Annotated in this window: 28 protein-coding genes and 1 pseudogene; 10 read left to right on the top strand and 19 right to left on the bottom strand. The window is 34.9% G+C overall.

Annotated features, from left to right (window positions below; genetic code table 11):
* Positions 1 to 23 precede the first annotated feature (23 nt).
* The 3 genes from LPC09_RS10760 to LPC09_RS10750 all read right to left on the bottom strand — a co-directional run bounded on the left by LPC09_RS10760 (position 24) and on the right by LPC09_RS10750 (position 3,051).
* Complete coding sequence (locus LPC09_RS10760; protein ID WP_231309505.1) at positions 24 to 806, bottom strand: cytochrome c oxidase assembly protein; 783 nt, start codon at positions 804 to 806, stop codon at positions 24 to 26.
* On the bottom strand, positions 796 to 1,281 hold the full coding sequence (locus LPC09_RS10755) for a DUF2243 domain-containing protein (protein WP_098798267.1): 486 nt from the start codon (positions 1,279 to 1,281) through the stop codon (positions 796 to 798). Before LPC09_RS10755 ends, LPC09_RS10760 begins: the two co-directional genes overlap by 11 nt.
* Before the next feature lie 153 nt (positions 1,282 to 1,434).
* The gene (locus LPC09_RS10750; RefSeq protein WP_098798268.1) at positions 1,435 to 3,051 is read right to left on the bottom strand and encodes an ABC1 kinase family protein; all 1,617 of its coding nucleotides are present in this window, start codon (positions 3,049 to 3,051) and stop codon (positions 1,435 to 1,437) included.
* 362 nt (positions 3,052 to 3,413) lie between these two features.
* On the opposite strand from LPC09_RS10750, the gene LPC09_RS10745 reads away from it, so the two are divergent.
* Positions 3,414 to 3,770: a hypothetical protein gene (locus LPC09_RS10745; RefSeq protein WP_098798269.1), complete on the top strand. Its 357-nt coding sequence runs from the start codon at positions 3,414 to 3,416 to the stop codon at positions 3,768 to 3,770.
* 187 nt (positions 3,771 to 3,957) lie between these two features.
* On the opposite strand, the gene parC is transcribed toward LPC09_RS10745, so the two are convergent.
* From parC to LPC09_RS10730, 3 genes are all read right to left on the bottom strand, one after another.
* Positions 3,958 to 6,396 (bottom strand): DNA topoisomerase IV subunit A, encoded by a 2,439-nt coding sequence (gene parC, locus LPC09_RS10740; RefSeq protein WP_098798270.1) that lies wholly within the window; start codon positions 6,394 to 6,396, stop codon positions 3,958 to 3,960.
* A gap of 3 nt (positions 6,397 to 6,399) precedes the next feature.
* A complete protein-coding gene (gene parE / locus LPC09_RS10735) occupies positions 6,400 to 8,367 on the bottom strand; it encodes a DNA topoisomerase IV subunit B (protein ID WP_231309504.1) in 1,968 nt (655 codons plus the stop codon).
* A gap of 266 nt (positions 8,368 to 8,633) precedes the next feature.
* Positions 8,634 to 9,047 (bottom strand): CoA-binding protein, encoded by a 414-nt coding sequence (locus LPC09_RS10730; protein ID WP_098798272.1) that lies wholly within the window; start codon positions 9,045 to 9,047, stop codon positions 8,634 to 8,636.
* A gap of 218 nt (positions 9,048 to 9,265) precedes the next feature.
* On the opposite strand from LPC09_RS10730, the gene plsY reads away from it, so the two are divergent.
* On the top strand, positions 9,266 to 9,850 hold the full coding sequence (gene plsY, locus LPC09_RS10725) for a glycerol-3-phosphate 1-O-acyltransferase PlsY (protein WP_098798273.1): 585 nt from the start codon (positions 9,266 to 9,268) through the stop codon (positions 9,848 to 9,850).
* A 146-nt stretch (positions 9,851 to 9,996) separates the two neighbouring features.
* Positions 9,997 to 10,284: a HesB/YadR/YfhF family protein gene (locus LPC09_RS10720; RefSeq protein WP_098798274.1), complete on the top strand. Its 288-nt coding sequence runs from the start codon at positions 9,997 to 9,999 to the stop codon at positions 10,282 to 10,284.
* Between the two features lie 39 nt (positions 10,285 to 10,323).
* On the opposite strand, the gene LPC09_RS10715 is transcribed toward LPC09_RS10720, so the two are convergent.
* From LPC09_RS10715 to acnA, 8 genes are all read right to left on the bottom strand, one after another.
* On the bottom strand, positions 10,324 to 10,626 hold the full coding sequence (locus LPC09_RS10715) for a hypothetical protein (RefSeq protein ID WP_098798275.1): 303 nt from the start codon (positions 10,624 to 10,626) through the stop codon (positions 10,324 to 10,326).
* Positions 10,626 to 11,042, bottom strand: coding sequence for a YbgC/FadM family acyl-CoA thioesterase (locus tag LPC09_RS10710; protein WP_098798276.1), 417 nt, complete (start codon positions 11,040 to 11,042; stop codon positions 10,626 to 10,628). The genes LPC09_RS10715 and LPC09_RS10710 overlap by 1 nt, the downstream gene beginning before the upstream one ends.
* A gap of 148 nt (positions 11,043 to 11,190) precedes the next feature.
* A complete protein-coding gene (gene tlp / locus LPC09_RS10705) occupies positions 11,191 to 11,436 on the bottom strand; it encodes a small acid-soluble spore protein Tlp (protein ID WP_098798277.1) in 246 nt (81 codons plus the stop codon).
* A 97-nt stretch (positions 11,437 to 11,533) separates the two neighbouring features.
* Positions 11,534 to 11,671, bottom strand: coding sequence for an acid-soluble spore protein N (locus LPC09_RS10700; RefSeq protein WP_098798278.1), 138 nt, complete (start codon positions 11,669 to 11,671; stop codon positions 11,534 to 11,536).
* Positions 11,672 to 11,774: 103 nt separating this feature from the next.
* A complete protein-coding gene (locus tag LPC09_RS10695) occupies positions 11,775 to 11,906 on the bottom strand; it encodes an FbpB family small basic protein (RefSeq protein WP_098798279.1) in 132 nt (43 codons plus the stop codon).
* 145 nt (positions 11,907 to 12,051) lie between these two features.
* Positions 12,052 to 12,564: a TlpA family protein disulfide reductase gene (locus LPC09_RS10690; RefSeq protein WP_098798280.1), complete on the bottom strand. Its 513-nt coding sequence runs from the start codon at positions 12,562 to 12,564 to the stop codon at positions 12,052 to 12,054.
* An 11-nt stretch (positions 12,565 to 12,575) separates the two neighbouring features.
* Positions 12,576 to 12,986 (bottom strand): hypothetical protein, encoded by a 411-nt coding sequence (locus LPC09_RS10685; RefSeq protein WP_098798281.1) that lies wholly within the window; start codon positions 12,984 to 12,986, stop codon positions 12,576 to 12,578.
* A gap of 196 nt (positions 12,987 to 13,182) precedes the next feature.
* Positions 13,183 to 15,909: an aconitate hydratase AcnA gene (gene acnA / locus LPC09_RS10680; protein ID WP_098798282.1), complete on the bottom strand. Its 2,727-nt coding sequence runs from the start codon at positions 15,907 to 15,909 to the stop codon at positions 13,183 to 13,185.
* A 314-nt stretch (positions 15,910 to 16,223) separates the two neighbouring features.
* Between acnA and sspO the strand changes: the two genes are divergently transcribed.
* Positions 16,224 to 16,373, top strand: coding sequence for a small acid-soluble spore protein SspO (sspO, locus tag LPC09_RS10675; protein WP_098798283.1), 150 nt, complete (start codon positions 16,224 to 16,226; stop codon positions 16,371 to 16,373).
* Between the two features lie 45 nt (positions 16,374 to 16,418).
* Here sspO and LPC09_RS10670 read toward each other — a convergent pair whose 3' ends face one another.
* A complete protein-coding gene (locus LPC09_RS10670) occupies positions 16,419 to 16,682 on the bottom strand; it encodes a hypothetical protein (RefSeq protein ID WP_098798284.1) in 264 nt (87 codons plus the stop codon).
* A 133-nt stretch (positions 16,683 to 16,815) separates the two neighbouring features.
* Here LPC09_RS10670 and LPC09_RS10665 point away from each other — a divergent pair, with 133 nt between their 5' ends.
* Both LPC09_RS10665 and LPC09_RS10660 read left to right on the top strand, forming a co-directional pair.
* Positions 16,816 to 16,962, top strand: a complete 147-nt coding sequence (locus tag LPC09_RS10665; RefSeq protein WP_098798285.1) for a small acid-soluble spore protein P — start codon at positions 16,816 to 16,818, stop codon at positions 16,960 to 16,962.
* Between the two features lie 160 nt (positions 16,963 to 17,122).
* Entirely contained in the window at positions 17,123 to 17,527 is a 405-nt protein-coding gene (locus tag LPC09_RS10660; protein WP_098799454.1) for an Hsp20/alpha crystallin family protein, read from the top strand.
* A gap of 301 nt (positions 17,528 to 17,828) precedes the next feature.
* Here the strand turns inward: LPC09_RS10660 and LPC09_RS10655 are convergent, their stop codons facing one another.
* The 4 genes and pseudogenes from LPC09_RS10655 to glnA all read right to left on the bottom strand — a co-directional run bounded on the left by LPC09_RS10655 (position 17,829) and on the right by glnA (position 20,606).
* Positions 17,829 to 18,044: a hypothetical protein gene (locus LPC09_RS10655; protein WP_098799455.1), complete on the bottom strand. Its 216-nt coding sequence runs from the start codon at positions 18,042 to 18,044 to the stop codon at positions 17,829 to 17,831.
* Positions 18,045 to 18,076: 32 nt separating this feature from the next.
* Positions 18,077 to 18,718, bottom strand: a complete 642-nt coding sequence (locus LPC09_RS27340) for an ATP-binding protein (RefSeq protein ID WP_442920038.1) — start codon at positions 18,716 to 18,718, stop codon at positions 18,077 to 18,079.
* Between the two features lie 39 nt (positions 18,719 to 18,757).
* A pseudogene (locus LPC09_RS27590) lies at positions 18,758 to 18,976 on the bottom strand (PAS domain-containing protein); the annotation flags it as partial.
* A 265-nt stretch (positions 18,977 to 19,241) separates the two neighbouring features.
* Complete coding sequence (gene glnA / locus LPC09_RS10645) at positions 19,242 to 20,606, bottom strand: type I glutamate--ammonia ligase (RefSeq protein WP_231309501.1); 1,365 nt, start codon at positions 20,604 to 20,606, stop codon at positions 19,242 to 19,244.
* A 332-nt stretch (positions 20,607 to 20,938) separates the two neighbouring features.
* Here glnA and LPC09_RS10640 point away from each other — a divergent pair, with 332 nt between their 5' ends.
* From LPC09_RS10640 to nadE, 4 genes are all read left to right on the top strand, one after another.
* Positions 20,939 to 21,796, top strand: coding sequence for a VOC family protein (locus LPC09_RS10640; RefSeq protein WP_098799458.1), 858 nt, complete (start codon positions 20,939 to 20,941; stop codon positions 21,794 to 21,796).
* A 342-nt stretch (positions 21,797 to 22,138) separates the two neighbouring features.
* Positions 22,139 to 22,687 carry a cysteine hydrolase family protein gene (locus LPC09_RS10635; RefSeq protein WP_098799459.1) on the top strand — a complete coding sequence of 183 codons (549 nt, stop codon included), beginning with the start codon at positions 22,139 to 22,141 and terminating at the stop codon, positions 22,685 to 22,687.
* 102 nt (positions 22,688 to 22,789) lie between these two features.
* Positions 22,790 to 24,262: a nicotinate phosphoribosyltransferase gene (locus LPC09_RS10630; protein ID WP_098799460.1), complete on the top strand. Its 1,473-nt coding sequence runs from the start codon at positions 22,790 to 22,792 to the stop codon at positions 24,260 to 24,262.
* Positions 24,263 to 24,297: 35 nt separating this feature from the next.
* Positions 24,298 to 25,119, top strand: a complete 822-nt coding sequence (nadE, locus tag LPC09_RS10625; protein WP_098799461.1) for an NAD(+) synthase — start codon at positions 24,298 to 24,300, stop codon at positions 25,117 to 25,119.
* The last annotated feature ends 67 nt before the right edge of the window (positions 25,120 to 25,186 follow it).

The following is a 25,186-nucleotide window of genomic DNA, read 5'->3' as shown; positions in this document are numbered from 1 at the left end:
AAACCTACGTAAGGCTAATTCCATTACGTAGTTATTGTAGTTACCCTTGGTCTAGTTGCTTTATACCATTCTAAACAAAGAAAATAAATGAGAACAAGGTCTATGATATCCCCGCCATAGTACATCAACATTGCCCCATCCTCTGCATGAACTTTTGAAACAGAAGCTGGTGGATTAGCATATATTAATTTTGATAAAATACCATGACCAGCTAGAGTAATAATCAAGACACAAGTACGGTATGTAAAACTTGCTTTATGAGGGTTTGGATCAAACGAGATCATTGAAGACGTAAAAAGATAACCTGCCAAAAAAACATGAATATGTATGATAAAATGCAAAAACACATTCTGATGCATGAGTGAGTAAAGGTCAGTTAAATAAAGTATCCATAACCCACCTATATTAAGCAAAGAAGAAGCGATTGGATCACTGATCAGTCTAATTGGCCAGCTTCTTAAAACACGAGACAAACGTCGGGAAGCTGTCACACTCAATGCCCTCATCATTAAAGATATTGGAGCTGCAAGGACCAATAATAACGGGGAAAGCATTCCAAGCAATAAATGACCAACCATATGAAATGTAAAATCGAAAAGTGCCCGATTAGCAATAGGTCCGATCAATGAAATAGCAGCACATAAAATACCTAATATCCAAAATATTGTTCGATAAAGAGGCCACTTTCTTTTTTTATGATTTGCAATTACAGCTGCATGCACATAAATGAAAAGAAGCAAGCAAAATCCTACTATAAAGTATAGATCAAGGGTACCAGTTAAATGGTGATTATGATTATCGTTCATATATAGCATCCATTCCCTTGCTTTTTTTCTCATGATTTTTGGTTTGAAACAAAAGAATAGAGCCAACTAAAATCATGATTGCGGCTATTATGTTCCAAATCAAATCATAAGGAAGGATATTTTCTACATAGCGAATCTGATGAATTCTCATTAATTTGTGTTGAATAATCCCATCGTAAAGTTGAAATCCACCGGAACCTACAAGCATACCTCCCCACCACCTTTTAAACCAAAATCCTTGTTTTCTTCGAAGATCGGCAAGTATAAACAACCCCCAAATTGTAGCAAACCAACTAAATGCATGAAAAAGTCCATCAGATATTAGTCCAACATCTGTTGTTGATCGATCATAAAAATGATGCCAACGCAAAAGTTGATGAAACACAGTTTCATCGATAAAGGCTGCTAAACCTATTCCAAATAAAAAACCAGACCATAGATTACATGATAAATATTTATTGAAATCAGAAAACATTCTTTTCCTCCTCAATTAAAGCTACCGATATATCCAGATAAACAGTTTAACCATTAAGAGGAATCCTATATACACCTTTTAATATCCTTGAATTAAAAAGAGTATACACTCTAGACGAATGTATACTCTTACTTTTAAACATGTCCATTTCATTCATTTTCGTTCCTGCATATATTTCATCCATTTTTTCTGTTTAAAACTACAAATGAAGTACCCAATAATCGATATGAACCCAATAGCTGTAGATAATTGCCAAAGAACAGATTGTCCGCTATATAATCCCATACAAAATCCGATTAGTCCTATTAGTAGTAGTTGAAAAAATCGTTTTTTATTATTTTCAAATATAACAAACTGGAAATGTCTTCTCTGCTCCGTTTCCTTTATTGACTCTAATTTCTGAGGTAGTCGTAAAAACTCATTTACAGAATGGACGACCTTAAAAACAGGCTGAGATTGAGCCCATTGCCAGAGAAACGTCCATTTAGAATTACCTTGCTTTTGTAGCCACCTCATAAAAACAGGTCTTCCTAATTCTAAAATTTCTGCTTCAGGCGCAACTTGACGAAGAATTCCTTCAATTGTTACAACTGATCGACCGAGAAAAACAAACCTTGTTGGAACTTGAATAGGTAGTGCTTGAATCATATCATTCATTTCCATTTTCAATTGAATTAAATCTGTTTCTTTTAAAGCAGCTGTATCAAAGGAAACTAATTCAGCAAGTAGTTTTTCCATTGTTCTAAAGTCAGCTTGAGGGTGTAGAAATCCTAATTGTGATAAGCATTCTACTGCTTTAGAGTAATCCTTTGCAAGTAAGCTTCCAATTAAACTTTGAAAATATGAAGCATCTTTTTTAGTTATTTCCCCCACCATTCCAAAATCTAATAAAATTACTTGTCCATCCTTAGTAATGAGGATATTTCCCGGATGTGGATCGGCGTGAAATATTCCAGGCTCGAGCCATTGAGGAAGAAAAACCTTAAGAAGTCGTTGTGCAAGCTCTTCACGATTTAACTCTAACGACTCAAGAGCTTTATCGTTAGTTAACCTTATTCCTTCAACCCATTCCATTACGATAATTTTTGATGTGCAAAGATCAGAATAAACATGTGGAATTTTCACGTCATCATCTTCTTTAAATCTTTCTTTAAAAAATAGTAATGATTTCATTTCTTTTTGAAAATCGAGTTCTTGCTCAATCACACTTTTTAATTCCTTGTATAACACTTTAAAATTAATAAATTCCTTAGGAATCGGAACAAAACGATCTGCAAACCAAATAACGATTCCTAACGTTCGAAAATCAATTGAAACAATAGATTGAATCTGTGGTCTTTGTACTTTTATAGCTACTTTTGCACCATTCTTTAAAATACCTTGATATACTTCCCCTATTGATGCAGATGCAATTGAGGTTTTCTCAATTGAACGTAGGTGTTGATCAAGTTCGCATCCCCATTCAGCTTCAATCACAGCTTGAATCTCCTTCCATTCTGAAGGAGGTACTTTATCAGTTAAATCCTGAATTTGCTTAATAAAGGAATGAGGAAGCAAATCGGCACGTATACTTAATATCTGACCAACTTTAATAAGCAAACCTTCTAATTCAAAAAGTGTTTTTCGAAAATCTGCCCCAATCTTTTCCCATAATAATTCCCATTCTTGTTCAGTTTTTTTTCTTAGTTTGAACCAATAAATCCTTATAAAAATTGAAAAAAATAATAACAAAACCTTTGACATACGAATCCACTTGCTTTTCATATTCATTATATAAACCTCTTTTTTAATTGATAAGTGCATTAAACACCTTAATTCAACAGAAAAAGAAAAAATCCTTTAAGTTCAGGAAATATTATACATTTAGAATGATTTAAAAGTGCCTCGCTTCCGTTTCTTGTAACCACTTGTCGCCTTCTTTCTTCGGAAGTAATCTCGATAACTCTTCGTCTGTTAAACAAAGGTATAGCATGTGCAAAAAGTTATTTTTTTTTATACTTATTTAAAGCTAGTTGGTAACCCTTACATTTATTTATCGTCAATATCTGGTCTATTGAGACAAAAATATCTCTTTTCAAGTGAATAAAAAAGGTTTAAGATATTATCTATCAAACAGCAAAGGGGTGAGACAATTGAAACATCTATTGCTGATAAAGTTATTTATGTTGCTATTAATCTTTCTTTCTGGCTTCCAACTTGTTTCAATGTCTACGAATTATCATCATCCTACAAATCAAGGAAAAATGATTGCTGTTGAGAATGAAGCAACTTCCGGAGTGCTGTTATTTGAAGAGGATGAACAAAAGCATTTTAACTTATTTCGCTCACTAGATACAGCTTACATTGTTTTAGTTACTGCTCTTACAATGTTTTTATTTGCTCAATTGGCAACACATACACAGCAATTAAGACCATTCTTATACGCTGTTTATTACCAATCCTCGTACTTTTCAAAAAATCATTTATATAAACCAACCTTGTATGCATAAATCAAAATTGGAGGTTTTATAAATGATGTTTTGGTTAAGAATGATTCCTGTTGTTATGTTTTCAATTACTGCTCTTAGTTTGTTCACATATCAAGGTATTGAAATTCTACATGCTTTTACAGACTATTTTAATAAAAAATAACCTAATGAAAGAGGGCTGACCAATTTGGTCAGCCCTCTTTATTTATTAGCTCTCTTTTTCCTCAGCGTCTTTAATCCACACTTCGGTTACAGAGCCAGCATCTTGTTCATCTAAGATAAATGAGCCATTGCTATAACGGTCATTTGCCCGTAGCGTTGACACATTAATACTTTCAACTACACCCTGTTGTGATTCCAAAAAGAACTCTTCTTTAGTATAAACAATTGCTCCCCCAACTATTCGATGAGGATTGTTTTTAAGTTCTCGAAGCATAATGAGACCTCGTTTTGCACGAGATGACTTCTCAAAATCATTGATAGACATCTTCTTAACTGCTCCTCTTTGAGTAGCAATGACTAAAAATGCCTTTTGATCTGGTTTTAATACATTTCCGCTAACAACATAGTCCTCCGGCTTTAAGTTAATTCCCTTAACTCCTGCAGCACGTGGACCTACAATATTCACTTCTTCTTCAGAAAACCACAATCCATAACCTAAATGAGTCACAAGGAATAAATCATCTTTCCCACTAGTGATATGAACGTTTACAACAGCGTCATCACCCTTTAAGTTAACAGCCACTAAAGGCTTCGAGTATCGTTGCGCTTTATATTGACTAAGCTCTGATTTTTTCACCATACCATGCTTTGTAATGAATGTAACAAAGAGAGGTTCATCAAAATTTTTAACAGGTATTGCCTTTAAAATTTCTTCATCCCGTTCAATTGGAATGATATTAGCTATATGTTGACCAAGGTCTTTCCAACGGATGTCTGGAAGTTCATGTACAGGACAGTACAGATAATTTCCTTTATTAGTAAACAACAGTACAACCTCTGTTGTATTAATGTCAAGTTTAGAAAGCAATCGGTCGGTTTCTTTCATTCCAAAATCCTGACCGTTCGATGCTGCAAATGAGCGTTGACTCGTTCTCTTCACATAGCCATCCTTTGTAACCGTTACAATTACATCTTCAGAGGCAATCATCACCTCAAGATTTATCTTAATTTCTTCAATTTCAGCTTCAATGACTGAACGACGGTCATCTGCATATGTTTTTTTCACTTTTTTCAAATCGGTCTTTATCACTTTTAATAAAACATTTTCATCATTTAGAATGCTTGATAGTTCTTCTATCTTTGAAGCTAATTCTTCTGATTCATTTCTTAACGCCGTTATATCTGTATTCGTTAAACGATAAAGTTGTAACGAAACGATCGCTTCTGCTTGAGGTTCAGTAAATTCATACTTTTGAATCAAGTTATCCTTTGCATCACGCTTATCTTTCGAAGCACGAATTGTTGCAATTACTTCATCTAAAATCGATAATGCTTTGATTAAACCTTCAACAATATGCTGACGTTCGCGAGCTTTACGAAGTTCATATTTCGAACGGTTTGTTACTACTTCTTTTTGATGACCAATATAAGCATCTAAGATGGAAGGCAAACTCATCAACGTCGGACGACGATTGTGAATCGCCACCATATTAAAGTTATACGTTATTTGGAGGTCACTATTTTTGTATAAATAGTTTAAGACGCCCTCTGCATTAGCATCCTTTTTCAGCTCAATTACAATACGAAGTCCTGTACGATCTGTCTCATCACGTACTTCTGCAATTCCTTCAACTTTGCGTTCAATACGAAATTCATCCATACGTTTAACAAGATTCGCCTTATTAACCTCGAAAGGAATTTCTGAAATGGAAATTTGCTGTTTTCCACCACGAATTTCTTCAATTTCGGCCTTCCCACGAACAATAATCTTGCCTTTACCTGTTTCATATGCCTTTTTTATACCTTCTACACCTTGAATGATTCCACCTGTTGGAAAATCAGGACCTTTAATCAAGGTCATTAATTCCTCAACCGTACAATTTGGTTTTTCCATTCGTTTTATAACAGCATCAATTACTTCACCAAGATGATGTGGAGGAATTTCTGTTGCGTATCCTGCAGATATACCAGTCGACCCATTAACTAGAAGATTGGGAAACATAGCTGGGAGCACTAAAGGCTCCTTACTTGTGTCATCAAAGTTTGGAACAAACTCAACAGTTTCCTTTTCTATATCACGTAAAAGTTCAGAAGCTATTGCTGATAATCTTGCTTCTGTATAACGCATTGCGGCTGGAGGGTCACCATCTATACTTCCATTGTTTCCATGCATCTGGATAAGAAGGTTTCGAACTTTCCAATCTTGACTCATACGAACCATTGCATCATAAACAGATGTGTCACCATGAGGATGATAGTTACCAATTACGTTTCCGACTGTTTTTGCTGATTTACGGTAGTTTTTATCATTTGTATTCCCATCAACATGCATAGCATATAAAATTCTTCGTTGTACAGGTTTTAAGCCATCACGTGCATCAGGTAGTGCTCGATCTTGAATAATGTACTTACTATATCGCCCAAAACGGTCACCAAGCACATCTTCAAGAGGTAAATCACGAAAAATCTCTACTGAATCTGCCAAATTCTATACCTCCTCTGCGACCGATAAGTGCTCATTTTCTAGTATATTTGTTTCTTCATCAAGACCAAAGGCCACGTTACTTTCAATCCATTTTCTACGAGGTTCAACTTTATCTCCCATTAAAGTTGTAACTCGACGCTCAGCACGTGCTGCATCGTCAATTTTTACTCGAATAAGCGTTCTTGACTCTGGGTTCATTGTTGTTTCCCACAATTGATCTGCATTCATCTCACCAAGACCTTTGTATCTCTGAATCATGTATCCTTTTCCGACTTTCTTAATAGCACCGTCTAGCTCTTCATCTGACCAAGCATATTCTACAACTTCTTTTTTGCCCGATCCTTTACTTACTTTATATAAAGGTGGTAATGCGATAAATACTTTACCATTTTCAATTAATGGCTTCATATATCGATAAAAGAATGTTAAAAGAAGAACCTGAATATGTGCTCCATCCGTGTCGGCATCTGTCATAATAATAACTTTATCATAATTCACATCATCAACTGTAAAGTCAGCACCTACGCCCGCCCCAATTGCATGAATAATTGTATTAATCTCTTCATTTTTGAAGATATCTGCAAGCTTTGCTTTTTCTGTATTTATAACCTTACCACGTAAAGGGAGTACTGCTTGAAAGCGGCGGTCTCTTCCTTGTTTTGCTGATCCACCAGCAGAATCACCCTCAACTAAGTACAGCTCATTTTTTTGTGGATTTCGTGATTGGGCGGGTGTTAGCTTGCCACTAAGAGTTGTTTCTGAACGCTTTCTTTTTTTACCACTCCGTGCTTCTTCACGTGCCTTTCGAGCTGCCTCTCTTGCTTGAAAGGCTTTGATCGCTTTTTTAACAAGTAAAGTACCGGAATCAGGGTTTTCTTCTAAAAAATATGAAAGATTTTCTGACACAATGGCATCTACAGCAGATCTTGCTTCACTAGTACCAAGCTTTCCTTTTGTTTGACCTTCAAACTGAAGAAGCTCTTCTGGAATTCTAACAGAGATGATAGCCGATAATCCTTCACGGATATCAGATCCTTCTAAATTCTTATCTTTTTCTTTTAACAGACCAGTTTTTCTCGCATACTCATTAAAGGCTCTTGTCATCGCTGTTTTAGAACCAGCCTCATGTGTTCCGCCATCTTTTGTTCGAACATTGTTAACGAAGGACAAAATATTTTCAGAGTATCCATCATTAAATTGGAATGCAAACTCAACTTCAATACCGTTTTGTTCACCTTCAAATGAGACAACTGGATGTAGGGCATCTTTTTCCTCATTTAAATAAGTGACAAACGCTTCAATACCCGTTTCATAATGATATACCTCTGAGTTGTCATTGCGCTCATCAATTAACTCTATTTTAAACCCTTTCAAAAGGAAAGCCGACTCACGTAAACGTTCACTTAAAGTCTCAAAGTTATACGTAGTTGTACTAAACATTACCGGATCAGGTTTGAAATGAATTCGTGTTCCAGTTTTATTTGTTTTCCCTTTCTTTTCAAGGGTGGTAGCTGGTTTGCCGCCATTTTCAAAACGCTGTTCATAAATAAATCCATCACGCTGAATTGTTACGACTAACCATTCAGAAAGTGCATTTACTACAGATGCACCTACACCATGTAAACCACCACTTGTTTTATAACCACCTTGGCCAAACTTACCTCCTGCATGTAATACGGTTAAAATAACCTCCGGAGTTGGTTTGCCAAGCTTGTGCATACCAATTGGCATACCTCGACCTTTATCTTGTACAGAAATACTATTATCTTTATGTATTTTGACAATTATATGATCTCCGTGACCAGCCAGGGCTTCGTCCACAGAGTTATCGACGATTTCGTATACGAGATGATGCAAACCTCTGCTATCTGTACTACCGATGTACATTCCAGGACGTTTCCTAACGGCCTCTAGTCCTTCAAGGACTTGAATAGCATCATCATTATAATCAAACTGTTGCTTCTTACCCAAGCGACTAAACCCCTTTCAATGACACACAATAAATCCTATTCTTAGTTAGAACGCATGTTTTAGTATTTTATACAATAATTTGCAGATCGACAACCCCCACTTAGCAAAAGAAAATCAAGTAAAAGTTTTTAATGCTGTTTATTACTACAAATTACCTTATATCCATGCTTTATTGTATATGGTAATTTGGTTTTAGGAAACATTATTCGTGTAATAAAGGAAAAAATCCTTGTTTTTACAAGGATTTTTCAAATAATACTCTTCTATTACTTTGTCATAGCATGCTCAACCTTAATACAACGATTCATGATAACTGTTTTATCGTTTTCTTTTAGAAGATTATAAGCCTCCTCATTTTCAAGACCTAATTGTGCCCAATAAACATCGGCATCAATTTGCAAAAATTCTTTTGCAACATCAAGCAGGTGTTCTGAACGCCTGAAAACGTTTACAATATCGATATGTTCTTTTATATCCGTTAGGTTTGCAACTGCTTTTTGTCCAAGAACTTCATCTACAGCTGGATTTACGGGAATTATTTCATAACCTGCATCCTGCATTGCCTTACTAACCATATATGAAGTACGTTCTGGGTTATCTGACAACCCGACAACTGCGATCTTTTTACTACTTTTTAAAATTTGTCCAATCTCATCTCTTGTTGGATATTCTATTGTCATTTTTTCCAGCTCCTTTTTTCTTAATCATATCAAGTTCATTCGCCTCTAACAAACGATATGTATAATAAATACTGAATGATAACAAATCATATTTCTTATACTATAGTAGTCATTTACGTATTTTTAACATGAGAGTTTTTTGGTTTTTTTATTCTCTCATAGAGATTTTATCTTTTATCATGATAGAATATAAGAAGATTATGTAAAGGAGTACAAATATGATTGAAGTCCTAATATTTATTTTAGCTTATTTACTTGGTTCCATTCCGTCCGGTCTTATAGTTGGAAAACTCGGATATGGTATTGATATTCGTGAACATGGTAGTGGAAACCTCGGTGGTACAAATACATTTCGAACACTTGGTATTAAAGCAGGAATCATTGTGACAAGTGCTGATATCCTTAAGGGAACGCTTGCTACAGCTTTACCAGACTTATTTAATATACATGGGTTACATCCACTTCTAGTAGGTGTAGTTGCTGTAATCGGTCATACATATCCCATTTTTGCGAAATTTAAAGGTGGAAAAGCTGTTGCTACTTCAGGTGGTGTTTTATTATGCTATGTACCACTTATGTTCATCACGATGCTAGCATTCTTCTTTATTGTTTTATACATTTCTAAGTATGTGTCGCTTTCCTCTATGCTTGCAGGTGTATACGGAATCGTATACAGCATTTTCACGAAGGATATTCCACTTATTATCGTTATTTCACTTTTAACGATCTTTGTCGTATATCGTCACCGTGCGAATATTAAAAGGATTTTAAACAAAACTGAGCCAAAAGTAAAATGGCTTTAAAAGTAAGAAAGACCAATCCTAATATTAGATTGGTCTTTCTTACTTAATCATGATTATTTGTAAACTTAAACACGATTATTAGCTCTATTATCTTTTCTAGTTTATAATAATAAGTGCATTTTGTAGGTGAAAAAGGAGTGTTGATGATGAAGATTACAATAGAAGATAAAGCCGTAAGCTGGTATATAAATGAATTGCAACTTCAAAAAGGTGATAAAGTTCACTTTTTTGTGCGATATGGCGGATGTAGCAATGTTCAGAAAGGCTTCTCACTAGGAGTCGTCAAACAAGAGCCTGAGGAAATTGGTTCAAGTGTTGAGAGTCAAGGTATAACGTTTTATGTTGAAAATAGAGATTTATGGTATTTTGATGATCATGATTTAGATGTTGTTTTAGATGAAAAAGCTGATGAACCTGTTTTTCACTATAGCTAAAAAAATGACAAAGGGTCAAAAATACTTTGACCCTTTGTTTTACGATAATTTAAAACGCACTATATGATCGTTTAGTCCATAATGTTTTAAAATTCTTAATTGGGTTTCCCCCATAATATCAAAATGAGGATATTCTTTATAAAAGTGAATCCATTCCTTTTTTAATCCAAAAGAAGCTCCCCAATTTTTTAGCTTGTTAATGTCGGAACATCCAACTTTGGTTACGCAATGAATGGTAGGAAATCGTTCATCAAGCCAGAAGTGTGTTAAAAATGAGATTTCCCCTTTTTCAACCTCTTCTTTCCATCTCGTTAATTCAGAACGGGAAATACCAAAAGCCATTATCTTTTTGCCTTTTCGTAGGCTTCATGCCATTCTGGGAATAATTTACGAAACTTTACTGGTCTAAAGGTGTCCTTCTGTACACAAACATGGCTTGATTTTGCTTGAACTGCTAGATCCCCTGATGGAGTATATATTTCGTATCCATATACACTTTTTATGCCATTATATTCTTCAATCCATGTATGTATTGTAGCTGTTTCACCATATCTTAATGGTTTTTTATAAGAAATGTCTAGATCAATGACTGGTGAAATAATTCCTTGATCTTCCATACCTGCGTATGAAAACCCTAAATCCTGAATTAACTTTGTTCTCCCCACTTCCATCCAAATAAGATAATTTGCATGGTAAACTACACCCATTTGATCTGTTTCTGCATATCTAACTTCTATTTCCGCTTTTGTTACATGCATCTAATCCGCTCTCCTTGCTATCGCCATTGCCCATTTTATTAGTGTTTTCCATTATTATCATATCTTTAACAACAAAGTATGTCTAATAAAGACTATCAAAACACAGAAAAAAACGTAAAAAATAAACCAGGCATAAAGCCTGATTTATTTATTGATCGTAGCGATATCCATTTTCACGTGCTTGTGCTTCATCTTTAATTTCATTACGCATTGCATTAATGCTTTCTTCACGACGATGATTCTTAGCTTCAATGCGTTCACGTTCCTCTTGATTTGCAAATTGCATGGAATCTTGTGCTTCCTCAATATTTTCAATTGTGTTTTGCACCATGCTCTGTAATTTCTCTACGTTATCAGAACGGTCATCTGGATTAGGTTTGTTATGTTTTGTCATCGTGTATCCTTCCTTTCATCGTTGTTATTCAATGCTTGAAGCAAAGAAACAATGTTAGTCTGCTTTATTGAAGGAGTTTTTAAACACGTTTTTGTTCTTATTCACCCTTCGTTTGGATAACTTGGGCATGTTCTCCGGATTTATCTTGCATTTGTTTTCCTTTGTTATTACCAAATCCTCTAGACTTCATTCCAATATGTGAAGGATTAAGATGTGCTTGTTGATTTTTTCCCATTATTATCGCCTCCTCAAAGAGTAGATTACCCTTTGTCGTGACAATTAATGACTAGAAAAGCTTGTTAAAAGTGAACGAAAAAAACACTTTTATTGTACATAACTTAATCAAGTTTCTTTAACATCCTCTGCTCCCAGCGTTCTTCTAATAATTCAAGCGCTTCACGATCTTTTAACAATTGCTGTTTATTTTCTTTTACTAATTCCTCAAACGATTTCTTTTTACTTTTCCTCATGTTGCCAATCACCTCCGTATTGTATATAAGAAGGTTACCCAATTTTCTGATTTTTTAACACAATATTTAGAAAATATTTGAAAGTGCGATGATAATGATAATTTTAAAATTTAGGAAAAATAAAAAACCGAGATCTATTCTCGGTTTATAAATCATCTAATAAATCATTCATCTGGTCGTACGTCATTGCTCCAACAAATTTTGTTCTAATCACGCCATCTTCATCAAGAAAATAAGATGTTGGATAAGATAAAACTTCAAATTGATTATTAATTTTTCCTTTTTCATCTAGTAAAACTGGAAAAGTTAGTTCTAATTCATTTACAAAGTCTTCGACTGTCTTGACACTGCTTTCTGAGCTAGTTAAGTTTACTGCGACGACAACGACGTCCCCATCGTGTTCATCCTGTATTTTTTGCATGTCCGGCATTTCTGAACGACAAGGAGGACACCACGTTGCCCAGAAATTAAGGATAACTTTCTTTCCCTTTAAACTCTCTAAGCTCATTGATTCACCGTTAAGGGTAGATAATTCAAAGTTAGGTGCCGCACTACCTTCTGTTACACCTTCTTTAGCCGTATTAGGATTAATTGCAAAATATATGGCATAACCGATAAGAAAAACCAGAATGGATACTGCTAAAATCTTTTTCAAGATGATAAAACCTCCTACATGACAGACAATACAATTAATTTTACTAGTAAAAAGGTCCCTAGAAAGACCGTTGTCAGTATAATAAGTCCAAATACAAAGTGTTTGATTACTATTCTTTCTCTAACCATATTCCATACTAAAAATATTAGTGATAGACATAAACCTAAATATATCCCACTTTTTCCCCCAGTAAGGAAAAACCATCGAAATGTTAACAATAGATGAGGTTGAAATAGGACAACACTAAATTTATATGTAATAAATATGATAAATACTACAGTCCAAAAATATTGTTTCATAAATTTCTTTATTGTTGATTCCTTTAATAACCCATCTAATATAAAGTAAGTAGCTAGAAAAGAAAAAAATGAGATGATCCAAAAAAGTTGAATTGTAAATGGACCCAGCTGTAAAGCATCATACATGAATAAAGATCTCCTTAATGACTATATCCCTTCTTATTTAAGCATGGATTTTCTTATAGGACAATGTATAATCGACAAGTTTCAGATTTTAGACAAAGATAACGATGAATAACGTGGGCTTGTAGTCTAAGCACCATTTTGGGAGCACATACAAAAAGGGAACGGATAACCGTTCCCTTTTCATTACTAATCATAATTAGCCTTTCAACTTATCACGTAATACCATTTGAAGAATTCCGCCATGACGATAGTAGTCAATTTCAACTTCACTATCGAAACGAACTAATACTTCAAATTCCTTCTTATTACCAGCTTCATCAGTAGCAGTAACTTTAACAAAATCACGTGGTTTAACATTTTCATCAATTTCAACTTCAATTGTTTCTTTACCAGATAAGCCTAATGATTCAGCACTTTCTCCTTCTTTGAATTGAAGAGGAAGAACACCCATTAGCACTAGGTTACTACGGTGAATACGCTCGAAGCTTTGTGCAATAACTGTTTTAATTCCAAGAAGGTTTGTACCTTTAGCTGCCCAGTCACGTGAGCTTCCCATTCCGTAATCATTACCAGCTAAAACAACAAGTCCTGTACCATCTTGTTTGTAATCCATGCATGCATCATAGATTGATTTAACTTCGCCAGTTGGCCAGTAAGTCGTATATCCACCTTCAGTACCAGGAGCGATTTGGTTTTTAATACGAATGTTTGCAAATGTACCTCTCATCATAACTTCGTGGTTACCACGACGTGAACCATAAGAGTTAAATTCTCTTGGTGTTACACCATTCTCTTGTAGGTAACGACCAGCAGGTGTATCTTTACCGATAGAACCAGCAGGAGAAATGTGATCTGTTGTTACAGAATCACCAAATTTAGCAACAACACGTAAACCTTTTAGCGTTTCTACTTTTCCTGCCTCAGCTTCTAAACCTTCAAAGAATGGAGGGTTTTGGATGTATGTTGATGAATCATCCCATACATATAAAGCTTCGTCAGTTGTTTCGATTGCATTCCAACGTTCGTTATCATCGAATACTTGATCATATTCTTTTCTAAATAGTTCAGGAGTTACAGTCTTATTAACAACTTCATTAATTTCATTTGTAGTTGGCCAGATGTCGTTAAAGTATACATCTTTACCGTCTTTGTCTTTACCTAGTGAATCGTTTTGTAGATCGATATCAACAGTACCTGCTAATGCATAAGCCACAACTAATGGTGGTGATGCAAGGTAGTTTCCTTTTACTAGCGGGTGAATACGACCTTCAAAGTTACGGTTACCAGATAGTACAGATGTTACTAATAAATCGTTAGCAGCTACAGCTTCTTCGATTTCATCAGCAAGTGGACCTGAGTTACCGATACATGTTGTACAACCATAACCAACTGTGTTAAAACCAAGTTGCTCTAGGTGTGGAAGTAATCCAGAATTTTCCAGGTAACCTGTAACAACTTTAGAACCTGGAGCTAATGATGTTTTTACATATTTAGGAACTTCTAAGCCTAATTCTGTTGCTTTTTTCGCAACAAGACCTGCAGCTACTAGTACGTAAGGGTTTGATGTATTTGTACAACTAGTGATCGCAGCAATTGCAATGGCACCAGTTTTCATGCTTGTTTCATCACCATTTTTGAATTTCACAGTGATTTCTTTGTCAAGTTCAGATTTTTCTAATCCGAATCCTTGGTTTCCAGCTGGAGCTACTAAATGCTCGTGGAATTTTTCTTTCATCGCTGAAAGTGGAATTAAATCTTGTGGACGCTTAGGACCAGAAAGATTGGCTTCGATTTCAGTAAGGTCAATTTCAACAACCTTAGTGAAGATTGGATCTTCATTTTCAGGTGTAAAGAATAATCCATTCGCTTTACAGTATTCGCCAACTACTTTAATCTGCTCTTCATCACGACCAGTTAAACGCATGTAGTTTAGAGCTTCCTCATCAACTGGGAAGAAACCACAAGTAGCGCCATATTCAGGGGCCATGTTTGCAATTGTTGCACGATCTGCAAGTGGTAATTGTGCTACACCAGGACCAAAGAACTCAACGAATTTACCAACAACACCTTGTTGACGTAAAACTTGAGTTACTTTTAACGCTAAGTCAGTAGCAGTTGTACCGTTTGGAAGTTCACCAGTTAGTTTAACACCAATTACTTCAGGCACTGGGAAATATGATGGTTGTCCTAGCATACCAGCTTCCGCTTCGATACCACCAACACCCCATCCAAGAACCCCGATACCATTGATCATTGTTGTATGAGAGTCAGTACCAACTAATGAATCTGGGAAAGATTCAAATTCACCATCTTCATTTTGTACAGCATGAACAACATTCGCTAAGTACTCTAAGTTAACTTGGTGTACGATACCTGTAGCAGGAGGTACAGCACGGTAGTTGTCAAATGATTTTTTTGCCCAGCTTAAGAACTTATAACGCTCAGCATTACGTTCAAATTCAAGATCCATGTTGAATTGAAGTGCATCAGGAGTTCCAGCGCGGTCAACCTGTACAGAGTGGTCAATTACTAAGTCTACTGGAATCTCTGGATTAATCTTATCAGGATCTCCACCCATATCAGCCATAGCTTTTCGTAATGAAGCTAAGTCAACAACTGCTGGTACACCAGTGAAATCTTGAAGGATAACACGAGACGGCTTGAATGGAACATCGATATCTTTAAGTTCGCTTGTTCCCCACTTCGCTAAGTTTTCAACATGTTCTTTTGTAATCACTCTTCCATCTACTTGACGTAGCACAGATTCTAAAAGAACTTTAACCGAATATGGTAATCGTGAAACGTTACCAATTCCAGCATCTTCTAATGCTTGTAAAGAATAGTAGTTGTAGGTCTTTCCATCAACCGTAAAATTTTTACGTGATTGGAAAACATCGTTTTTTGTAGTCACTTGATAAGTCATTAATTCTCCCCCTTAGTAAGATCAAGGATCGACTCTTGTCGAAGGATGTTACCCCATTTTTAATAATTTTCACAATTTAATATTAATACAACTAGTAACATAAGTAAATAACAATGATGTGATTGATATGTATAAGTTAATCTTATGAAAGCGTACTAGTTTTACTTTTTTACTATATCAAATTTTGAGGGAAATAGTATAGTAACTTTAAATTTTTTTAAATATTTTTTCTGTAATTTTTTTACCTGTCACTGACCTTGCATGCAATTTTATCAAATGTGACAAGCTAATTTTATCGGGAGGTGAAGGAAGTAATGGCTAAACGTAAAGCAAATCATGTTAGAATGGGTATGAATGATGCAAGCGCTCAAGGAGTTGGCACTGGATACAATGAAGAACTTCAAAATGAGCCTTTAACTGCTGCACAAAGACAGAACAATAAGAAGAGAAAGAAAAATCAATAATTTTTCTTATACGACAACAAAAAACGACGGAATCACCGTCGTTTTTTAATGTTCTGTTTGATTTACTTCTTGAACAATTTGTTGAAGATCTCGCTGATATTGTTCTAGTCTATTTCTTTGTGTTTCCGAAGCATTTTCCAGTGCATTATTTATTTGCTGATAAGCCTCGTTTACTTCTTCTGCTAAATGCTTCAATTGATGTCCGTAGTCAGCACCGTCTTTTACAAGATTATCATAAACATCAAAAGCTTCCTCAGCTCCCTGTTGCGCGGCTTGAAACGATTGTTGCTTATCCTTATTATATGGCATAATTTCACATTCCTTTCAGTTATCATATTTAAACCATATATTAGGATGTGATATTAACTGGAATTTATTCATATTTGTTCAGCATTTTTTTGCAACATTTGACTCATGATATATATCAAGAGGAGGGATATTGATGACGAACAAAAATACAGGAAAAGATATTCGCAAAAATGCTCCAAAAGGTAACAATCCAGGCCAACCTGAACCATTAGACGGTTCTAAAAAGGTAAAAAATGCAAACCATACTCGTCAAAAGAATAATCAAGGGCATGATATGTAAAAGGAATGGGTCTTCCCATTCCTTTTTTATTTCCTCGTTTTACTTATTTTAGATATCCATTAGACAATTCCCCTTCACCAAAAATCACTTTGTGAATAATTTAAAGGTTAAGGGGACCTATGTTTTATAATGTACGCAACGTCTATGGAGGTCAATAAACATGAATATTAGAAAGTGTTCTAATCCAATGAACATTAAAGGTATAGAAGAATGGATGACTCAATTTTTTACTGATCCGTTTACAAGCTTGCTGGATGAGCACACATTTAGAGTTGATTTATTTGAGACAAGTGATTATTTTATTGTCGAGGGCGAACTTGGAGAGAAAATAAAAAAAGAAAACATCAACATACAGGTTTGCCAAGAACAGATTTTAATTCATGTGTTAAAGGATAATGAAGCAGAAAAACAAGAATATAATGAAGTAACTAGAAAAATTGTTCTCCCTTATAGAATTGAACAAAAAAAAATTTCAGCAACATTTACGAATGGAGTGCTAGAAATAAAAATTTCAAAAACCTCAGATTCTGACATTTCCTCTAATTGTATAAACATCCTTGGCTGATGCATTTGTAAACGCTCCCTATTATCAGCCATTTCCATCCTTTCTTTAGAGTACAATAAAAAGGTTCCCCTTAATTAGGAGAACCCTTAAATGTATATAAGAAAGGTATATTTGGAAATTTCTACTCTTTCTTGCCTTTTTGATTTTGAACACTAATTGTTAAATGTTTTAATTCTAAATTCCCGCATTTCATACAACAACTACTCTCATCATTTAACAACATGCATCTGGAGCAATAATATTTCACCATCTTACATTCCCCTTTTTCAATCAGTATATGATTAAGAAGGACAATTGTTTCTTATTCCACAAGATGTTCAAAACTATTGTTAAAAATTTTATCTAGCTCATCAATTTTATATATAAAAAATTCATGATCTGAATACTCATCTAAAGAATTCAATTCTTTGTATTCATCTCTAGCAGCTTTTGCTTTATCCAAACTTGTAAAAATACCAAGGACATTCGAGCTTTCTCCACACTCTGCACACCCTAAATCCAAAACAACATAAAACATGAGAAGCACCTCTCTCTATTTCAAATTCAGGATCATGATAAAGGTAGCGAAACACTTACTTTTGTTCCTTCTCCGACAGTTGAATCAATATCAATCTTCCCTTTATGGTTTTCAATAATTTTATAGCTGGTCATTAACCCCATTCCAGTCCCCTTTTCTTTTGTTGAATAAAAGGGCTCACCTACACTTTCAAGTCGGCTCTCGGGAATTCCACAACCATTATCAATAAATTCCATGCATACTCGGGAATCGTTCGAATAGAGCCTAACAAAAACAACACCTTTCTCATCAATCGCATCCAGAGCATTTTGTATAATATTAAAAAAAACCTGTTTTAACTTGTTGGAATCTCCTTCTACGGGAGGGATGTTCGATTCAACCAAAAAATTTATTTCTTTATTAACTAGTATGGCCTGAGTTTGTAACAATTGAATGACTTGTTTCAATAACTCATCAATCTTTATCGTTTCCATTTTCTCTTGGTGTGAACGTGCTAGAGTTAAAAATTCAAAAATAATATCTTCAACACGATCTAGCTCATTAAGAACAATATTCATGTATTCTTCATTACATTGTTTCGTTTCAGAAAAAAGTTGAATAAAACCTTTTACTGATGTTAACGGGTTACGAATTTCATGTGCTACAGCCGCAGCAAGTTGTCCAACAACAGCCATTTTTTCTGATCTATGTAGAAGTTTATCTTGTTCAAGCCTACTTCTAATATCTCTTGAAATTGCAATCATACCCGTAATCTTACCAGTTTGCTCATCTATTACAGATCTTAAGTTAGACTCCACCCAAATATAAGTTCCATCTTTATGTCTGAAGCGATAAGTAGCTAACACAGGCTGTTTACTCTCTAATAGAGTTTTATGTTTTTTTTCCACAAAAGAAATATCATCTGGATGAATAAAGCTATATGGAAGTTCTCCTAATAATTCATCATCCTAATAATTTCGGGTTTACATAATATTATTATTACAAAATTACAGTAATGAACCATCCTCTTATTAAAACACACACTTAGTATTCTATTAAAAAGTAAACATTCCTTCTAACTTAAAATGTTTACCGGAACTAAACTTTATTTCCACCCTCCCATTTTACAAAACTCGACAAAAACCGAGTAGTGACAGGACTACAAAAAATGCAAAAAAGCCAGGTGATGCCTCACCCGGCTTTTTACAACAGCTTATATTAAAATTTAGATTGATAGTTATCGATTTCCCAAGAGTGAACAGCTGTACGATAGCTATCCCATTCTGCTTTTTTAGCAGATAGGTATTCACCGTATACGTGCTCACCTAATGTTTTACGGCCAATTTCTCCGTTTTGTAATTCTGCAATTGCTTTTTCTAGGCTTCCCGGAAGATTTTCAATACCCAATTCTTCACGACGCTCTTCTGTCATGTGGAAGATATCCTCATTGATAGAAGCTGGAGCCTTTAAGCCTTTTTCAATTCCTTCTAAACCAGCAGATGCGATAATCGCGAATGTTAAGTATGGGTTTGCAGATGGATCTGGACAACGAAGCTCTACGCGAGTTGCCATACCTTTTTTAGCTGGAATACGGATTAAAGCTGATCGGTTAGATGCAGACCATGCAATATAGCAAGGTGCTTCATATCCTGGAACTAAACGCTTGTAAGAGTTTACTAGTGGATTTGTAACAGCAACAATATTCTTAGCATTATCAACTAATCCAGCGATAAATGAATATGCTTCATCTGATAATTGTAATTCATCAGCTTCATTATAGAATGCATTTTCTCCATCTTTGAAAAATGACATGTTAACGTGCATTCCTGAACCATTAATACCGAAAACAGGTTTTGGCATAAATGTTGCGTGTAAACCAAACTTTTGAGCAATTGTTTTAACAACCCATTTATAAGTTGTAGATAAATCAGCTGCACCTAAAGCATCAGCATATTTGAAGTTGATTTCATGTTGACCTTCCGCAACTTCGTGGTGAGATGCTTCAATCGTGAAGCCCATTGCTTTTAATGCACGATAGATTTCTAAACGTACACGCTCACCTAGGTCTTTTGGTGATGGCTCAAAATAACCACCGTTATCATCTAATTGTTGAGTTGGATTTCCATCCGCATCTGTTTTAAATAAGAAGAATTCTAATTCTGGACCAACTGAGATTGTGTAGCCTTTGTCCGCTGCACGATCAACAGTCTTTTTTAACACATTTCGTGTATCACCTTCGAAAAGAGTTCCGTCTGGGTTCACAGCTGAACAAAGGAAACGTGCTTCTGAGTAACCTTCTTCAACAGACCATGGTAATACTGCAAAAGTTGTTAAATCTGGTTGTAAGTATAAGTCTGACTTATTAATTGGAGAGAAACCTTTTACAGATGAACCGTCAAACATTTGTTTCCCTGCAACAACATCATCAAATTGCTCAACCGTTACAGTAACGCTTTTTAAAATACCCTCTATATCTACGAATTGTAGATGGATAAGCTCTACACTTTTCGAGCTAATGATTTCTTTAATTTGCGCAAGAATTTCCGTCTCATTTTTACCTTTTGAAATAACCGCTTCACTCATGTTAGATAACCTCTCATTTCTATGTCGTTTTTTATAACATGACTTTATTATATTTAAAGATTCATATTTTGACAAGAGTTTTTCCGTTAAATTTTCTGTATTTTTATAAAATTTTATAGGTAACCGCTTACATGTTATTTTCTTATAAAGATTACTATTTTTATACATTTCAAGAAACTGAAGAGGTATTTTATGTAATAAAAAACTAATATTTATACATATTAACTAATAACTCAAAACTCATATCTACCTAATGTATTTTGCTTGACGTTTTATCTTAATGAACAATATACTTACTTACAAAAAGTAAGTATATTTATGGAGGAATATTAATGAACTTTCATACACCGCCTAATATTTATGTGTCACATGTCCATTTAAAGGTTAGCGACTTGGAACAGTCTCTTTCATTTTATAAAAAAATGATCGGCTTATCTGTTCTTAATACATCAGAAAAAGTGGTGTCTCTAACTGCAGATGGAGTTAAACCGTTAATTACTATAGAAGAAGTTGATTCAGCCATTGCTAATTCCGGCAGGAAAACTGGATTATATCACCTTGCTCTTGTCCTTCCTAACCGAACAGAGTTAGCGAATGTATTTTACCATTTAATACATTCAAGATACCCACTTCAAGGTGCATCAGATCATCTTGTTAGTGAAGCCATTTATTTAGCAGATCCCGATAACAATGGTATTGAATTGTATGCTGACCGCTCACAAGATAACTGGAAAAAGGTTGACGGAACGATTGAAATGGCAACAAATCGTTTAGATGCACAAAGTCTGTTATTAGAAAAAAGTGAGGTACCTTTTATGAAAATTTCACCCAAAACGATTATGGGACATATACATTTACAAGTTTCAAATATTAAGAAATCAGAGGACTTTTATCGTTTAATTGGGTTTAATGTAGTAAACCGCTATGGATTACAAGCCTTGTTTATTTCAACCGGCGGATATCATCATCATATTGGTTTAAATACTTGGCATAGTGCAGGAAGCCCTTCTCCATTAGAAAATGAATTAGGTATGAAATCATTTACCTTATTGTTTCCAAATGAAGAAACAAGACAATCAGCTCTGACAAGATTAGAAACTTTCGGAACAAATTTTACACAGCAACAAAATGATTTTATTGTAAGAGATCCATCGAATAATAAATTAATCTTTTCAATAGAAGATAAGTGAGTTAATTTCGTAACGGTCGCTATTAAATCAAATAACGATTTTTTTCTTCACCTTTTAACTTGTTGCACATTACTCCAGCCAAGAACCTTTATTAGGATAACTAAGTGTAATCGTAAAATCTTTGTCTCAAAAATAAAAATAACCAGTACCTGATTGTACTGGTTATTTTTATCCTCTCCTCTTCATTTCCCTTATTTGCTAAATTGTAGAGATTGTGTAAAATTAAACATAATCATTTGCTGGTTAAATTGATATACTTATGATAAGTATAAGTGACAAACTTTCCTTGCTGAAACATTTACAACTTGTGCTGTTTTTCATACTATGAAGGGGGTATTAACCATGAAAAGAGCTTTAGTTGCCATTGATTACACAGTTGACTTTATCGCAGATCATGGGGCATTAACATGTGGTCAACCTGGTCAAGACATTGAAACTAAACTTGTCGATTTAACAGAACAATTTATTCATAACGATGAATTTGTTGTATTTGCAGTTGATTTACATGAAAAAGATGATCATTTCCATCCAGAAACAAAATTATTTCCACCACATAATATTCGTCATACAGAAGGCAGACACTTATATGGAAAACTACAAGAATTATACATAACAAATAAAGATAATCTAAATGTTTATTGGATGGACAAAACGCGTTACAGTGCTTTTGCCGGCACTGATCTGGAAATTAAACTTAAGGAACGTGGAATAACGGAGCTTCACTTAGTTGGTGTATGTACGGATATTTGTATATTACACACAGCAGTTGATGCTTATAATAAGGGATTTTCAATTGTTGTATATAAAGAAGCTGTTGCTAGCTTTAATCAACAAGGTCATGACTGGGCGTTACAGCATTTTTCTTCCTGTTTAAATGCAAAAGTTCTATAGAATTATACACAACCATGAACCTAATAATTCGATATGATAATCCCTCCTTTGCCGTATATACCGGCCTTTGTGAAAAATTGAACTTACACTGGAGGACAAAAAATGAACACGTATAATGATGATGATAGTTTAGCACTACATACGGATCTTTATCAAATTAACATGGCTGAATCTTATTGGGAAGATTCCATTCATCAGCGAAAAGCTGTTTTTGAAGTATACTTTAGAAAACTGCCTTTTGGAAATGGATTTGGTATTTTTGCTGGTTTAGAAAGAATCATTCAGTACTTGGAGCAATTTTCATTTTCTCAAACTGATATTACTTATTTACGTGATGAGTTAGGGTACAAGGATGACTTTTTAGATTATTTAAGTCAGCTTCGTTTCACTGGCAATGTTTATTCCGTTAAAGAAGGAGAGATGGTGTTTGGCAATGAACCAATCATTCGAGTTGAGGCTCCTTTAGCTGAGGCTCAATTGATTGAAACTGCCCTCTTAAACATCGTAAACTACCAGACTTTAATTGCTACAAAAGCAGCTCGGATCAAGCATGTTGCCGGTGATGACACGGTAATGGAGTTCGGTACACGTCGTGCTCATGAATTAGATGCAGCTATTTGGGGAACAAGAGCAGCGTTTATAGGCGGTTTTAATGCCACTTCAAATGTAAGAGCTGGTAAACTTTTTGGAATACCTGTTTCAGGTACGCACGCACATGCGTTTGTTCAAGCTTATAAAGATGAATACATCGCCTTCCATAAATATGCCCGAAGACATAAAGAATGTGTTTTCTTGGTGGATACTTACGATACATTAAAGTCGGGAGTTCCGAATGCTATTAAAGTTGCAAAAGAACTAGGAGATCAAATTGAGTTCAAAGGAATCCGTCTTGATAGCGGTGATCTTGCCTACCTTTCAAAAGAAGCAAGAAAGATGCTTGACAAAGCTGGTTTCCATTCTACAAAAATTATTGCTTCTAATGATTTAGATGAATCAACAATCATAAACCTTAAATCTCAAGGAGCAAAAATTGATATTTGGGGAATTGGTACAAAACTAATTACTGCCTTTGACCAACCTGCTCTAGGTGCAGTTTATAAACTTGCTTCAATTGAGGATGAAAACGGGCAAATGGTTGATACGATAAAAATAAGTGGCAACCCAGAAAAGGTATCAACTCCAGGTCTTAAAAAGGTGTATCGAATAATCAATACATTAAATCATAAATCTGAAGGAGACTATATTACACTCCAACATGAACAACCGGAAAATGAAGAAAAGTTAAAAATGTTCCACCCTATTCATACATTCGTAAGTAAATTTGTTACAAACTTTGAAGCAAAGGAGCTTCATCATAAGATCTTTGATAACGGAAAACTTGTGTATGAGACTCCATCCCTTAAAGAAATGCAAAACTATACAATTGAAAATTTAGAGTTACTTTGGGATGAATATAAGCGTGCTTTACATCCTGAGGAATATCCTGTTGATCTTAGTCAAGCATGTTGGGAAAACAAAATGAAAAATATAGAAGAAGTAAAACAAAAGGTATCTGAAATGATAACGAAAAACTAAGGATACCAAAGAAACAGGCATGGAGGTTTTACGTTATGAGCTTACAAAAGAAAATCATGAACGAGTTACATGTAAAAGAAACTATAAACCCGAAAGAAGAGATTAGCGCCCGAATCACATTTTTAAAGGACTATTTAAAAATGACGGGAGCAAAAGGATTTGTTCTAGGAATAAGTGGTGGGCAGGACTCTTCCCTTTCTGGTCGTTTAGCCCAGCTTGCTGTAGAAGAATTAAGAAATGAAGGCTTTGATGCAACCTTTACTGCAGTAAGACTTCCGTATGGAATTCAAAAGGATGAAGAAGATGCCCAATTAGCTCTCTCTTTTATTCAACCTGATAAAAGTGTTGCTTTTGATATATCAAGCAGTGTAGATTCCTTTGCAGAATCGTATAAAAAAATAATGGATGAATCCCTTTCTGACTTTAATAAAGGAAATGTAAAAGCCCGAACTCGCATGATTACACAATATGCGATTGGCGGACAAAACGGATTGCTTGTAATCGGTACAGACCATGCTGCTGAAGCTGTAACAGGCTTTTTTACAAAGTATGGAGATGGTGGAGCCGATTTATTACCGTTAACTGGTTTAACGAAACGTCAAGGAAGAAGCTTATTACAGGAATTAAATGCACCTGAACGTCTTTACTTAAAGACTCCTACGGCTGATCTATTAGATCAAACACCACTTCAAGCTGATGAAACCGAACTCGGAATTAGTTATGATCAGTTAGACGATTATTTGGAAGGCAAACAGGTAGAACCTGAAGTAGCTGAAAAAATTGAAAAGCGTTATTTGATTTCACAACATAAACGTGAAGTACCGGCTTCAATGTTTGATACATGGTGGAAAAAATAAAATCAAACCCCCTGACTTTCTATTCAGGGGGTTATTGTTTCTAAACACATTCAGAAATTGTCATATT

This window comes from Metabacillus sp. B2-18, from assembly GCF_021117275.1.
In the GTDB taxonomy this organism is placed as follows: Bacteria; Bacillota; Bacilli; order Bacillales; family Bacillaceae; genus Metabacillus.
Note: the sequence above shows the minus strand (reverse complement) of the source record. Positions and strands in the feature narration are given on the sequence as shown.